A 13,698-nucleotide genomic window follows, 5' to 3' on the forward strand; every position below is an offset into this window, starting at 1 on the left:
TATCGGGGCGAATCTCATTGAGCCCAATTCTTCATTGTGCCCCATTCTTCATTGTGCTCGGCGCCGCCACGTGTCGGTGGCCACCGCCAGCGCGATCACCACGCCGATAACCACTTGCTGGATGAAGGGCGAGACACCGAGCAGGTTCAGCCCGTTGCGCAGCACGCCGATGATGAGGACGCCGATGGCTGTGCCGCCGATCGAACCGACGCCGCCCGACAGGCTGGCGCCGCCGATCACCACCGCCGCGATGGTGTCGAGTTCGTAGCCAAGGCCGGAGCTCGGCTGGACGGAATCGAGCCGGGCGGCAAGCACGATGCCGGCGAGACCGGCCAGCACGGCGCAGATCGCATAGACCCAGTTTGTCAGCGACTTGACTGGTATGCCGGACAGCCGGGCGACTTCGGCGCTGCCGCCGATTGCGTACAGGCTACGGCCGGTAGCGCGATAATTCAGGAAGATCGCGAAAATGACGGCAAGCACGATCATCAGCCCGACGGTGACCGAGAGGAAGCCGAAATGGCGGATTATCGACAGGCTGGTGAACCAGTCGGGAAATCCGACGATCTGCGAGCCGTCGGTGATCATGTTGGCGAGGCCGCGCGCCACCGACATCATCGCCAACGTGGCGATGAAGGGCGGCAGCTTGGTGACCGTCACCAGCAGGCCCGAAACCAGCCCGCAAAGGCCGGCGACGACGAGGGCTGCGGCGATGCCGGCCGGCAGGCCGAGATTGAGATAGTCCGGATGGGCGACGAAGCCCATCACCATGGAAGCCAGCGCCAGTACCGAGCCGACGGACAGGTCGATGCCGCCGATCAGGATGACCAGCGTCATGCCGATCGCCATGATGCCGAGCACGGTGACCTGGTCGAGAACGTTGAGGATGTTGCGGACAGTCAGGAAGGTGTCGGTGGTTAGCGAGAGCGCCACGCACAGCAGAACCAGCCCGATCAGCGGGCCCATGGTTCCGGCAAAGACAGCCGAAAACCTTGCGCCCGCCGTAGCCTGCGCGCCAGAGCCTGCCTTCAACTCGCCTGCCTTCAAATTGCTTGCGTCGTTGCTCACAGCCACTTTGTCTCCTCCACAGCAATCCGGCGCTGCATCACCGGGCCACTTTGTTCACCAGGCCCCTCCCTGTGAACAATTTATCTTTAACATGCAATTTTGTTCAGCTAAACTGTTCGTCGGAAAATTGTCAAGACCTGCCCGCTTCATTCGAGCACGGTTTGCGCTGTTCGCCGGTTTGCCTTACGCAATGTCTCGGAAATCTTGGGCATTTCGAAGTCGCCGGATTGGAATATCATGAGCAGAGCCGGCGACTGCGGCAAGGCAAACAGATGACGATCATAGAGAACGAAAGAGCCTCGCGCTTCCCCGACGCCGAACTCAAGGCCCGCGCCGCCTGGCACTATTATGTCGAGGGTCTTACGCAGGAGCGGATTTCCGAAATTCTCGGCGTCGGCCGCATCAAGGTGCATCGCATTCTCTCGGCCGCCCGCGAAGAGGGTGTCGTCCAGTTCCGCATCCGCGACAGCGTTGTCGAATGCGTGATCCTGGAGGAAAGCCTCAAGCAGCGCTTCGGGCTCAGCCAGGCTGTTGTGGTACCGTCGGCGGCCGACCGAAGCAACGCGCCGCTGATGATCGGCCACGCCGCCGCCGCCTACCTGGCCGACCATGTGAACGCCGGCGATGTCATCGCGCTGGGCTGGGGGCGGACGCTGAAATTCGCCATCAATGAATTGCCACGGCGGCCGATCGCCAGGACAACGGTGGTTTCGATGCTTGGCGGCCTCACCCATGCACAGCCGCTCAACCCGACCGAAAGCGCCTGGGATTTCGCCGAGAAGATCGGTGCGGAGTGTTTCCTGCTGCCGGTGCCGGTCTATGCCGACAGGCCGGAGCAGCGCGATGCTTTCATGAGCCAGCGCAGCGTTCAGGATGTTGTTTTCCGCGCGCGCCGGGCAAACATCGCCGTGCTCAGCGTCGGCTCGTTTTCCAGCGACAGCCCGATCGCCAATTACGGCTTCATCAAGCCAAGTGAACTCGAGGAACTGCAGGCGGCCGGTGCCGTCGGCGATATTCTGTGTCATTTCATCGACGCCGAGGGCCGCCCGGTCGACCACGAGGTCAACCGCCGCGTCTGTGCCTATCCGCTGCAGGATCTGTCGGATATTCCTAGCATAATCCTGGTTTCGGGAGGGCAGGAAAAGATTGCCATCATGCGGGCGGCGCTGGCCAACACCAAGGTATCGGTTCTGATCACCGACGAGGATGCGGCCAAGGGGCTGCTCAACCGCTAGATTTCGTCGAGAGCGCCGAGGCGGGTGTGGATGTCGCGCGTCGCCTGATAAAGGTCGCGGTAGATTTCCTTGCGGCTGCGATAGGCGGCGACAAGCCCGTCGACCGGATCGACATGCCTGGTGGGAGCGGCAGCCATTACCTCTGCTGCGGCTTCCGGCGAGGCAAACCAGCCGACAGCCGCTGCCGCCAGCATGGCAGCGCCGAGTGCGGCGGCTTCGTTGACCGGCGAAACCGAGAGCGGCCGCTCGAGCACGCTTGCCATGATCTGCATTAGCAGCGCGCAATTGGTGCCGCCGCCGGCGGCAATCATCGCCGCCGGTCCGCCGGCCTGGGCTTCCATGGCCTCGGTGGCGACGGCCTGCTCGAAGGCGATGCCTTCCAGGACAGCGCGGAAGAGATGCTCCGGCCGGTGATCGAGCGACAGGCCGACAATGGCGCCGCGCGCCGCACCGTCCCAATACGGGCTCATGACGCCGGCCCAATAGGGCATGATGAGCAGGCCCTCGCTGCCCGCGGCAACATCCAGCGCCACTTTCTCCAGCGCTGCCGCCGAGGGCGAACCGGTGGTTCGCACGATCCAGTCGACCAGCTGCATGCCCGATCGCAGCACGGTCTCCAGCATGAATCCGGAGCCGGTCGGCGAGACCAGCGTGCGAAAGGCGTCCGAGGTTTTCACCTTGCCGGAATAGCAGCCGCTGACCACGCCGGAGCCGAGCGAGAGATAGCTCTTGCCCTCGCCGTAGACGCCCATGCCGAGGCCCATCGCCTGGCCGTCCCCAGCGCCGGCAACGACCGGCGTGCCGGCCCTCAGGCCGGTCAGCTGCGCTATGCTTGCGGAAAGACTGCCGCAGACCACGCCCGGCGCGACCAGCTCGGGCAATTGCTCCATCTGCAGTCCGGCGGCCGCAACGAGGCGGGGATGCCAGGTACCTTTCTCGACGTCGAGCAGCCCGAGCGGATCCGCACTTGCGGTGCTGGTGACCAATCGCCCGGTCAGCCGCTGGACGAAGAAACCGTGCACGTCGACCAGTGCCGCTGCCTGGCGAAGCACTTGCGGCTGGTGCTCGGCAAGCCAGGCAATGGCGTAGAGCGCCGGCGTCGGGTCCGGGGGCTTGCCGCTCCAGTCGCGGATCGCCTCGCGGCCGAGTTCGGCCGAAAGCCTGATAACCTGCGGCCGGGCGCGTTCGTCGAGCCACAGGATCGCCGGCATGAGTGCTTTGCCGGCGCTGTCCACCAGCGTGAAGGTCTCTCGCTGGTGAGCGATGCAGATCGCCGCCACCCGCGTAGCGCCGACCGCCTCGGTGACCTGCTTCAATGCGCCAAGCAGCGCCGTCCACCAATGTTCGGCGTCCTGCTCGAAATGGCCGGGCTTCGGATTTGAAAGCGGGTACGGCTCGCGCGCCTGGAACAGCTCCTCGCCGTCGCGCGCGAAGGCAATCGCCTTCACGGCCGTGGTCGAGGCGTCGATCCCGATTACGACATCGTCCATCAGGCGGAGATCCGGCGGGGTCAGGCTGCGTTTGTAACGAACCGTCCGTCCGACTGGTCGAGACGGCGGCGGATCTGGGTTATCACCATCGAATCGTCGGGTACACAATTTTCATAGGTCAGGAAGTCGCCGGTCTTGAGCGGCTTGACCACCTTGGCGCGTTCGGCAAGGCCGAGCGGCAGGGCGCCGCGGGCGCGCGCATCCCCCCAGGTCATGGCGAAGCCGCGATAGTCGTTCTCGCCGATCATGCCGAGCGACTGGCCAACGCCAAGATCGCTCTTGGCGACCGCCACCGCCTCGGCCACAGGATGGTCGAGCGGCTCCATGTCGGCCCGCTTGTAGACCACGGCGCGCGCCGCCGACAGCGGCACTTCCAGGCTGGTCAGATGATAGGGCCGGAAGATCGTGAAATAGGGGCCCTTGCCGACCTTGAGGTCGATCATGCGCTCCAGCACACGCGGATGCCGGGTCTCGATGACGCAGAACACGCCGGGCGCCACTCCCTTGCCGATCGAGTAATCGACCACGCCCTTGCGATGCAGCACGCCGCCATCCTCGCGCGGGCAAAGCACGCTGGCCAACTCCTCCAGCGTCGCGGTCGGGCCGTGCATGCCCGGCACGTCGGGCACCAGGCCGGTCGCATTGGCGATCGCCACCATCTCGATCGCCGTCTTCGAGCCGTCGACGAATTCGACCAGCATGCGCGCATTCATGTTGCGCTCGGCCGCCTCCTTCTCGTAGTCGGCCGGCATGGCGTCGATCTTCAGCGGATTGTTCTTGCCCTTGCCGGCGGCGATGATGTTGAAGCCGAGGCTTTTGGCAAAGCCGATGATCTCCAGCGTGCAGGCGGGCTCGTCGCCGGCGGCACCGGTATAGACGACGCCGGCCTTGCGTGCCTCCTCCTTGAGGAAGCGGCCGATGGTGATGTCGGCCTCGACATTGAGCATGACGATATGCTTGCCGTTCTTCATCACTTCGAGCGCAAACAGCGTGCCGATATTGGGATTACCCGTTGCGTCGATGATGACGTCGATCCGGCCGGCCGCCGCCAGCGCATGCAAATCTTCGGTCACCGCGATCTTGCCGGCCTCGATGGCGCGGTCGATCGCGGCCGCATTGCCGGCATGGACGATGTCGGAACGGTCATGGCCAGCGAGCAGCGCCGCGTCGATCGCTGCCTGCGGCCTGACTTCGGAAATGGCGCCGATCCGCATGCCCGGCATCAGCGCGACCTGGACGACGATGTCGGTGCCCATCTGTCCGGCGCCGGCAAGCCCGATGGTGATCGGCCCCTGCTGTTCAGCGCGCTGCAGAAGTTCCGCTGCAAATTGCGGATGGGACATGTCGCTTCCTCCAGTTCCTGACGCGCCGCAGCGTCCAAATCAACGGTTTGAACATTTCTATTTGCAAATGAAAAATATTTCAACCGGCAATTGGGCATTGTCGCTCTGCAATCGGCCGAAGACGATTGGAGGAGCGGTCATCCACACGGCCGTGCCTCCGCAGTCAGAAGGACGCGGCATATTCAGGTTGATTGGGTGCAGCCTTGTTGTAGCTCAGCTGCCGATTTCGAAGAAGGGCGCACCAAGCAGGCCGGGAACGACATCGATGCCGAGGCCCGGCCCATCCGGAATGCCCATACGGCTTCCCGAAACCGGCGGCATGTTGGATGCGGTGCGCACCGTCACCCATTCGTGGAAGGCGATGGCGTGCAGCCGGCGCTCCTCCGGCGTCGACAGCGACAGATGCGCCATGGCCGATGTGTCGATCTCGGCGCCGCCAGTGTCTTCGACCGTGATCATGAAGCCGAGGTCGACGGCAAGGTCGCGGATCTGGCGCGTTTTGGTGACGCCGCCGAGGCGCGAGATCTTCAGCGTCAGCCCGTCGGCCGCGCCCTTGCGGTGGATGTCGAGCATATCGTCCAACGAGGCGACGGATTCGTCGAGCACCATCGGCTTGTCGAGCGAGCGGCGCACCGACAGGCATTCGCCGATCGTCGTGCAGGGCTGCTCGAACGTGTAGTCGATGGTGCGCGTCGCATCCACGAACTGGCGCGCCTCGTAAGGGGTCCAGCCGGCATTGGCGTCGCAGAAGATGACGGTGCCCTTCGGCACCGCGGCGGCAACGGCTGTGACGCGTTCGATGTCGTCATGGACGTTGCCGCCGACCTTGACCTGCAGCCGTTGAAATCCTTTCCCGACGATGTGCTTAGCAAGTGCGGCCATCGCGTCGACCGTGCCGTGGGTGACGACCTTGTAGAGTTCCGCCGTCTCGCTCTCGCGGCCGCCAAGCAACGTGACCAGCGGCACGTCGGCGGCGCGCGCCGCGAGATCCGAGCATGCCATGTCGAGCGCCGACTTGATGTAGGGATGGCCCTTGAACACCGTGTCCATCAACCTGTTGATACTGGCAAGCCCGCGTGGGTCATGGCCAATGAGATGCGGCGCGATCTCGACGACGCCGGCGCGAGTACCCGCAGCGAAGGCAGGCGAATAGAAATTGCCAAGCGGCGCCATCTCGCCCCAGCCGGTGAGCCCGCTATCGGCGGTGACGGCGACGATCACCGCGTCGAACGCATCGGCGACACGCCCCTTGGACATGCGGTAGGGCCCGTCCACGAAGGGCTGCACGACATGGTAGGCCTTGATGGTTTTGATCTGCACGTTTTCTGTCCGTTGTCTGTGTTCCGGGATGTCCGTCAAATTTGTCGGGCTCAGCCGCCTTTAGGTCGGCCGGCACGATCGGCGCCGGCGCCCTTTGAGCCGCGCTGTTCCAGCCCGCGCGCATAGGCGAGCAGTTCTTCGAAATCCAGGTCGATATGGTCCTTGGCGTGGCGCTGTGCGGCGCGCATGTCGCTGCCCTTGAGCAGCCGTACATAGGTCTCGTGAGCATCTACGGCAGGCACCGGCTCGTTGCGCGCCCGCTGGTGCAGCGCGAAATACATCTGCAGCCGGCTGGTCAGCCGCTGCCAGGTTTCCAGCAGCACCGAATTGTCGGCCCATTCGTGGATCAGGCCATGCAGTTGCAGCGCTGTTTCGATCTGCCGCGTCGTGTCCAGGCCGCGCGTCGCCTGCTTCACCGCCGCATGGCGCCGGTCAAGCTCGTCGAAGAAGCGCTGGTCGCGAAGCGGCCAGGTCCGCGCGATGGCGAACTCGTCGAGCACCTTGTTGAGCGAATAGGCGTCGTCGATGTCCTTGGCGGTGACGTTGATGACGAAGGTTCCGGCGTAGGGGATGCTGGTCAGGATGCCTTCCTGCACCAGCTCGCGCATTGCCTCGCGCAGCGGCGCGCGGCTCACCCGCATCTGCTCGGAAATCCTGAGTTCGTTGAGCTTCTGTCCCGGTTCCAGCCGGCCGGTCAGGATCGCCCGCCGGAGCAGCCCCACGATCTCGGCCCTGCGTGTCGTATCCGCGATCGGACTGAAATCCAGCTTTGCCATTCGGCTGCTCCAGGGAACCGAAAGCAAGACAAGCAGATTGTCGACAATCTTACAAGAGCTGGATTCTCGATCCTGGAGACATTGGCGCCCTTCCGGCCTCGGCCAGCCTGACCATGCAAGCCGACCAGGTCCCGGCCGCTGAGCGTCAGCTGGCTTCTCGCAGCGGGAAACAACCTGGTGCGTAGCCTTCGCAATGTCCATTGACGACTGGGAAGGTTTGTGTCACTAGCAGTGACATGAATTCACAAACGATGACTCAGAAATACGAGAGCCCGCTGCGGGCAGAGCAGGCGCAGGCCACGCGCGAGCGCATCCTCGCGTCCATTCGAACGATTCTGGAGCAAAATCCGTACAGCCTCCTTGGCTTCGATGAGGTTGCCGAGGTTTCGGGCGTAAACCGACGGACCATCTTCCGCCATTTCCCGACGAAGGAAGCGCTTTTGGAAGCCTTTTGGGCCAGCACCAATGCCTCTCTGGGAGTGCGGTTCTGGCCTGAGCGGGAGCAGGATCTGATCGATCTTCCTCCCGACCTTTTCGCCTCGTTGGACGCAATCGAAGGCGTAGTCAGAGCCTCGCATGCGAGCGCTACCGGGCGCGAGATGCGCCTGCAAGCCAATGGTGAGCGGCAACGTGCCTTTCAGAGCAGCCTTTCGCAAGTCGCAAACGGAATGGACCCGAAGGCGGCGCGCCAGCTTGAGGCCGTGATCCAGCTCCTGTTCAGCGCCACTGCCTGGCAGACGATGAAAGACTACTGGGGTCTTACCGGCCGTGAGGCCGGAGAGGCAGCCGCCTGGGCAATTCGCGCCTTGCTCAATGCGGCAAAATCGCAGCAAGGCGCTGTTCGAAAGGAAAAAGCAAGTGACTTGGCATAAGACCAAAGCGACGGTCCATCCGGCCGATTCGGTTCAAGGCTTCTGGGTAATGGGCGATCAGGTCGCTGTCCGGGCAAAGCTCGCTGGGACGGCACTCAACGTGATCGACGTCACGGTACCTCCTGGAAGCGGCACGCCGCCCCACACGCATCCTTCCGCGGAAATTTTCCGCATTCTCGAGGGCACCCTCACGATATGGACAATGATCGATGGGGTCGCGCAAGAATATGAGGTGGAACCCGGTGATGTCGTCACCATTCCGGGCAACGCGCCCCATGGCTATCGCAATGCTGGTCCCGTGCCGGTTATTTTCATGGCGATCGTCGACGACGAGATGATCGCATTCTTCGAAGAGGCTGCATCCAAGGACGCGCCCTCCGGCCCGCCGACCGCTGGCATGATTAACCGCGTGATCGAGCTTACCGGACGCCACGGGATCCGGATCCTGCAGGCGGCCTGACCGGCGAAACCGTTGCGCCAGGATTTGACCTGGAAGACGGTGCCTTATGCCGCCTAAATCCAGCAGTCCATCCATCCAGGTCGAAGCGGGCGTTCGCGCGAGTGATACGTGTAGCCGCGACAAGCCGTCGGCTGGATGGATGTCTCGTTTGCTGATCCACAAACTGCCTTCACAGTTGGAGAGCGCCTCTATGCTGCCATCGTCGCCAGAGCCGCCGTTCGCACTACGGCTTGAATCGGCCGTGTCGAAAACATCAGCAAAAACGGCGCCCTTGGCGTGGGAGCCGAGGGCGCCGCGGGACCGGAACCTGATGGGGGTTATCAGGTGGCCGGTTTCTCGGGCAGCGGCGAGATCGGCATTCCCGGGCCGATCTTCTGCAGATTGCCGGTAATCACCCGGTCGCCTTCGGCCACACCGCTCAAGATGGCGACCTGATCGCCATTGGTCGGTCCGAGCGAAACGATACGCTGGTCGACCGTGTTGTCCTTGCCGACGACATAGAGGTATTTGCCGAGCTGGCCTGAGCCGAGTGCCGTCTGCGGTACCATCAGCGCATCGGGCTGCTCTTTGACGTGCAGCCGGACGCGGACATATTGGCCGGGGAGCAGCGTGAACTTGCCGTTGCCGATCGTCGCCCGTGCCGTGATCGTGCCGGTCGAGCGGTCGATCGTGTTGTCTATGAAGGTAAGATCGCCCTTCTGGCGCGGTTCCGTTTCACCGGGAAGCAGGACGTCGACGCTGATCGGTCCTGCGGCGCGGGCCTCCTCGATCTGGGCCAGGTCCGTTTCGCTCGGATTGAAGGTGACGTAGATCGGATCGAGTTGCACCAACGTGTTGAGCACCGTGCCGGCGACGCTGACCAGCGTTCCGACGGAAGCCTGGCTGCGACCGATACGTCCCCCGAACGGGGCACGGATTTCGGTGTAGCTCAAATTGAGCTCGGCGGTCCGTACGGCGGCTTGATTCACGGCGAGCGAGGCCTGTGCCCCGCGCAAGGTGCTGGTGCGCTGGTCGAACACGTCCTTGGCGAGATAGCCGCTCTTGGCGAGTTCGCTGCCGCGCCCGAGATTGGAGCGCGCATAGTCGAGCGTCGCCGTGTCGCGCTGGATAAGCGCCTTCGCCTGCTCGAGGGCAGCCTGGAAATCCTCAGGGGCGATCTTGTAGAGAAGGTCGCCCTTCGCAACGTCGCTGCCGTCGGTAGCGACCTGCTCCTGCAGATAACCCGGCACGCGCGCCTGCAGCGTGATGCTGCGGATCGGCTCCACCCGGGCGGCGTAGTCGAGATAGATCGGGATCGTCTTCTTGACGACGCTCACCACCGGCACCGGCATGACAAAAGCTTCCGGCTTGGGGGTTGCCGCCCCGGCTGTGCCGGCGTTGAGGCTGAGGCTGCCCATGTCGAGCAGGTGAACGCTCGCCACCGAAATCGCCCCAAGGGCGACGGCCGTTCCCAGCGCGATTTTCCATTTACGCATGATCAATTCTCCAGTCCTATTCGGCCGCTTCGGCCAATGGCTCGAAGGCGGGTTCGGCAGTTGGTTGTTCGGTCGCTTCGGAAACCGGTTCGCTCTCGCTGCGGCGCTCGCGCAGCTGCTCGATCACCGCATAGAAGACCGGCACGAACACCAGCGACAGGATCGTCGCCGCGACCATGCCGCCAAAGACGGTGGTGCCGATCGACTGCCGGCTTGCGGCACCCGCACCCGTGGCGAACATCAGCGGCAGCACGCCGAGGATGAAGGCGAAGGCGGTCATCAGGATCGGCCGCAGCCGCAGCCGCGCGGCTTCCATCGCGGCGTCGACGATGCTGAGGCCTTCTTCGCGCCGGCGCCGGGCAAACTCGACGATCAGAATCGCGTTCTTGGCCGCCAGTCCGATCAGCATGACGAAGCCGATCTGCGAATAGACGTCGATCTGCATGCCGCGCAGCCACAGCACGACGAATGCACCGAACAGTGCGAGCGGCACCGCCAGCAGCACCATGAACGGCATCGCCCAGCTCTCATATTGCGCGGCGAGGATCAGGAAGACGAAGACGATCGCGAGACCAAAGACGACGGATGCGATCGATCCCGCCTTGAGCTCCTGATAGGTGATGCCGGTCCATTCGTAGCCGAAGTCTCTCGGCAACGCCGTGGCAGCGGCGCGTTCCATCGCCGCCACCGCCTGGCCGGACGAAAAGCCGGGGGCGGCGCCGCCATTGATCAGGGCCGACGCATTGTTGTTGTAGTGCGGCACGGTCTCGGGGCCGACGACGGGCACAAGCTTGCCCAGCGTGCTCAGCGGCACCATGCCACCCGACGCATTGCGGACATAGAGCCGCGATATGTCGGCCGGACCGGCACGAGAATCCTTGTCGGCCTGTATCGTCACCCGGAAGGTGCGGCCGAACAGGTTGAAATCGTTCACATAGAGCGAGCCGAGATAGATCTGCAGCGTGTTGAAGACGTCCGGCAGGTTGAGCCCGAGCAGCTTCGCCTTGGCGCGATCGAGATCGTAGTTGAACTGCGGCGTCGAGGTCGAGAACGACGAGAACAATTGCTGCGGGTTGAGCTCCGGCTGCTTGCGCGCCTCGGCAATCACGGCCTGCGTCGCATCGTTGAGCGCCACGCTGCCGCGGCCGGTCAGGTCCTCGACCTGGAACTCGAAGCCACCAGTGGTGCCGATGCCCGGGATCGACGGCGGATCGAAGCTCAGCGCAAAAGCCTCCGGAATTTGCAGCAGCTTGTTGCGCACGTCGGCGACGAGCTTAGACGCGCTCTGATCGGGGCCGCGTTCGTCCCATGGCTTCAGGATAGCGAATTCGACCGCCGAATTCGACTGCGCGGCACTGGTCAGGAAGTTCAAGCCGCTGATCGAGCCGACGATGTCGACGCCGGGCGTGTTCTGCAGGATGTCGCGCGCCTTTTGCGCCACCGCATCGGTGCGTTCCAGCGAGGCCCCGTCGGGGAGCTGGATGACGACGAAGAAATAGCCCTGGTCCTCGACCGGAAGGAAGGTCGAGGGCAGGCGCTGCCAGACGAAATAGGTCGCGACAAGTCCGGCCGCGAACACGCCAAGCATGATCCAGCGCAGGCGGATGAGAATGCGCACACCATTCGCATAGGCATGCGCCAGCCGTTCGAAGCCCATGTTGAACCAGCGGAACAGCACGAACTGCGTTTCCGGCCGGTGGCGCAGGAAGGCGGCGCTGAGCGACGGGGTAAGCGTCAGCGAGACGAAGGCCGAGATGCCGAAGGAGATCGCCACAGTCAGTGCGAACTGGTTGTAGAGCCGGCCGGACACGCCGGGAATGAAGGCAACCGGCACGAACACAGCCATCAGCACGGCGGTCGTGGCGATGATCGGGCCGGTAACCTCCGCCATCGCGGTACGCGTGGCAGCCAGCGGTTTGAGGCCGGCCTCAAGTTGGCGTTCGACATTCTCGACGACGACGATGGCGTCGTCGACGACGAGGCCGATCGCCAGCACCATGCCGAGCAGGCTGAGCATGTTCAGCGAGAAGCCAAGCATATGCATGACGGCCAGCGTCGCCACCAGCGACACCGGAATTGCGATCGTCGGGATGATCGTGGTGCGCCAGCTTTGCAGGAAGATGAACACCACGGCGACGACCAGGACCAGCGCTTCGCCGAGCGTGATCAGCACGTCGTGCATCGAGGCGGAAACGAAACGTGTCGTATCATAATGCATGGCGTAGCTGACGCCCTTCGGGAAACGGGCCGACAGCTCCTGCATCTTGTCCTTGACGCGCTGCTGCAGATCGAGCGCGTTGGAGCCCGGCATCTGGTAGACCGCGAGCACCACCGTCGGGTCCTTGCCGAAGAAGGCCGACGACGAATATTGCAGCGCGCCGAGCTCGATGCGCGCAACGTCGCGCAGCCTGACCAGCGAGCCGTTGGCGGTATTGGCCCGCACGACGATGTCGCCGAACTCCTTGGGATCGCTCAGCCTGCCGATGGCGTTGACCTGCATCTCGAAGGCAGTGCCGGCCGGAGCCGGTGATTGCCCGATCTTGCCGGCCGCCACCTGGACGTTCTGCTCGGCGACGGCGTTCTGCACGTCGACGGCAGTAATGCCGAGATTGGCTAGCTTGTCGGGGTCGAGCCAGATGCGCATCGAATAGCGCCGCTCACCGAAGATCTGCACGTCGCCGACGCCGGGCAGGCGCTTCAGCGGATCGACCACCTGCAAGTAGGCGAGGTTGCTCAGCGCGACCGGGTTGACGGAACCGTCTGGCGAGGTGAGGTCGACGATCAGGACGAAGTTCGGGTTCTGCTTCTTGATCGTCACGCCGCCCTGATTGACGATGGCCGGCAACGAGGAAGCCGCCTGCGAAACGCGGTTCTGGACGTCGACGGCCGCCGTGCTCAGATCGTAGCCGACGTCGAAGGTGATCGTGAGCGTCGAGGAGCCGTCATTGGAGCTCGACGACGACATATAGGTCATCCCCTGGACGCCGTTGATCTGCTGTTCGAGCGGCGTCGTCACCGTGTCGGCGACGACCTGCGCGCTGGCGCCCGGGTAATGGGCGCTGACCACGACCTGGGGCGGCGTGATGTCGGGAAACTGCGAGACGGGCAGGAGGAAATAACAGATCCCTCCGGCGAGCACCATGATGATGGCGATCGCCGACGCAAAGATCGGACGATGAATGAAGAAGTTTACCATGATATGCACGCCTCGCCCGATGCTCTGGCCCGGCCAAACGCCCTGGCTACCCTGGAAAGCCGCCGGCTGCGTGTTGAGCCGGAATCTTCGAGAAAGCCGAAATCTTCAAGGCTGCGCGGCGCATTGCGGCGCTCGGCCTGTTCGTCCGCCAGCGCACGCAGCATCGCCTCGAAAGACCGCGGGTCGACGCGGTCGGCCTTCATCAGCATGCGGATCATCGGATCCCTCACAACTTCATCGATCGTCAGATCATTGCGCTGCGACATCGAAGCGGCTCCTGGTTTTTGCTGATCCGCGGCAAGCCGCGGATCGGGTGTTTTCTTGCTCGCCGGCCGGGGCCGTAAGGTGCGGTTCGTCCCCTTGCCGATCGGGGCGGGGTTGATGGCCGGCACTTGCGAGTTTGACATGATGCAATGCGGGTGTTACAGGTAAGTAACATCTCTAACGTTACAGACCGGTAACA

Annotated in this window: 11 protein-coding genes; 3 read left to right on the top strand and 8 right to left on the bottom strand. The window is 63.7% G+C overall.

Going from position 1 to position 13,698, the window contains the following annotated elements:
* Positions 1-48: 48 nt before the first annotated feature.
* Positions 49-1,032, bottom strand: coding sequence for an ABC transporter permease (locus NKI59_RS13545; protein WP_502897030.1), 984 nt, complete (start codon positions 1,030-1,032; stop codon positions 49-51).
* A gap of 308 nt (positions 1,033-1,340) precedes the next feature.
* On the opposite strand from NKI59_RS13545, the gene NKI59_RS13550 reads away from it, so the two are divergent.
* Entirely contained in the window at positions 1,341-2,303 is a 963-nt protein-coding gene (locus tag NKI59_RS13550) for a sugar-binding transcriptional regulator (RefSeq protein ID WP_352621190.1), read from the top strand.
* On the opposite strand, the gene NKI59_RS13555 is transcribed toward NKI59_RS13550, so the two are convergent.
* From NKI59_RS13555 to NKI59_RS13570, 4 genes are all read right to left on the bottom strand, one after another.
* The gene (locus tag NKI59_RS13555; protein WP_352692642.1) at positions 2,300-3,793 is read right to left on the bottom strand and encodes a xylulokinase; all 1,494 of its coding nucleotides are present in this window, start codon (positions 3,791-3,793) and stop codon (positions 2,300-2,302) included. The two genes, NKI59_RS13550 and NKI59_RS13555, sit on opposite strands and share 4 nt — an antisense overlap.
* Before the next feature lie 20 nt (positions 3,794-3,813).
* Positions 3,814-5,136 (bottom strand): NAD(P)H-dependent oxidoreductase, encoded by a 1,323-nt coding sequence (locus tag NKI59_RS13560; protein WP_352704701.1) that lies wholly within the window; start codon positions 5,134-5,136, stop codon positions 3,814-3,816.
* Between the two features lie 213 nt (positions 5,137-5,349).
* Positions 5,350-6,456, bottom strand: a complete 1,107-nt coding sequence (locus NKI59_RS13565; protein ID WP_352704703.1) for a mandelate racemase/muconate lactonizing enzyme family protein — start codon at positions 6,454-6,456, stop codon at positions 5,350-5,352.
* A 50-nt stretch (positions 6,457-6,506) separates the two neighbouring features.
* The gene (locus tag NKI59_RS13570) at positions 6,507-7,232 is read right to left on the bottom strand and encodes a GntR family transcriptional regulator (RefSeq protein ID WP_352704705.1); all 726 of its coding nucleotides are present in this window, start codon (positions 7,230-7,232) and stop codon (positions 6,507-6,509) included.
* Between the two features lie 251 nt (positions 7,233-7,483).
* Here NKI59_RS13570 and NKI59_RS13575 point away from each other — a divergent pair, with 251 nt between their 5' ends.
* Positions 7,484-8,104 carry a TetR/AcrR family transcriptional regulator gene (locus NKI59_RS13575; RefSeq protein WP_352455172.1) on the top strand — a complete coding sequence of 207 codons (621 nt, stop codon included), beginning with the start codon at positions 7,484-7,486 and terminating at the stop codon, positions 8,102-8,104.
* On the top strand, positions 8,091-8,564 hold the full coding sequence (locus tag NKI59_RS13580; RefSeq protein ID WP_352590118.1) for a cupin domain-containing protein: 474 nt from the start codon (positions 8,091-8,093) through the stop codon (positions 8,562-8,564). Before NKI59_RS13575 ends, NKI59_RS13580 begins: the two co-directional genes overlap by 14 nt.
* Before the next feature lie 320 nt (positions 8,565-8,884).
* Here the strand turns inward: NKI59_RS13580 and NKI59_RS13585 are convergent, their stop codons facing one another.
* The 3 genes from NKI59_RS13585 to NKI59_RS13595 are packed head-to-tail and all read right to left on the bottom strand — an operon-like array spanning position 8,885 to position 13,501.
* Positions 8,885-10,039: an efflux RND transporter periplasmic adaptor subunit gene (locus NKI59_RS13585; protein WP_352704707.1), complete on the bottom strand. Its 1,155-nt coding sequence runs from the start codon at positions 10,037-10,039 to the stop codon at positions 8,885-8,887.
* A gap of 16 nt (positions 10,040-10,055) precedes the next feature.
* Entirely contained in the window at positions 10,056-13,235 is a 3,180-nt protein-coding gene (locus NKI59_RS13590; protein WP_352704709.1) for an efflux RND transporter permease subunit, read from the bottom strand.
* Complete coding sequence (locus NKI59_RS13595) at positions 13,229-13,501, bottom strand: hypothetical protein (RefSeq protein WP_352704711.1); 273 nt, start codon at positions 13,499-13,501, stop codon at positions 13,229-13,231. The genes NKI59_RS13590 and NKI59_RS13595 overlap by 7 nt, the downstream gene beginning before the upstream one ends.
* Between the last annotated feature and the right edge of the window lie 197 nt (positions 13,502-13,698).

Source organism: Mesorhizobium sp. M0598, assembly GCF_040320865.1.
Taxonomy (GTDB): domain Bacteria; phylum Pseudomonadota; class Alphaproteobacteria; order Rhizobiales; family Rhizobiaceae; genus Mesorhizobium.

Excerpts from the sequence above, each read along its gene's own strand:
- NKI59_RS13570 (WP_352704705.1), bottom strand. The coding sequence starts at position 7,232 with ATGGCAAAGCTGGATTTCAGTCCGATCGCGGATACGACACGCAGGGCC.
- NKI59_RS13550 (WP_352621190.1), top strand. The coding sequence starts at position 1,341 with ATGACGATCATAGAGAACGAAAGAGCCTCGCGCTTCCCCGACGCCGAA.
- NKI59_RS13595 (WP_352704711.1), bottom strand. The coding sequence starts at position 13,501 with ATGTCGCAGCGCAATGATCTGACGATCGATGAAGTTGTGAGGGATCCG.
- NKI59_RS13575 (WP_352455172.1), top strand. The coding sequence starts at position 7,484 with ATGACTCAGAAATACGAGAGCCCGCTGCGGGCAGAGCAGGCGCAGGCC.
- NKI59_RS13555 (WP_352692642.1), bottom strand. The coding sequence starts at position 3,793 with ATGGACGATGTCGTAATCGGGATCGACGCCTCGACCACGGCCGTGAAG.
- NKI59_RS13590 (WP_352704709.1), bottom strand. The coding sequence starts at position 13,235 with ATGGTAAACTTCTTCATTCATCGTCCGATCTTTGCGTCGGCGATCGCC.
- NKI59_RS13585 (WP_352704707.1), bottom strand. The coding sequence starts at position 10,039 with ATGCGTAAATGGAAAATCGCGCTGGGAACGGCCGTCGCCCTTGGGGCG.
- NKI59_RS13560 (WP_352704701.1), bottom strand. The coding sequence starts at position 5,136 with ATGTCCCATCCGCAATTTGCAGCGGAACTTCTGCAGCGCGCTGAACAG.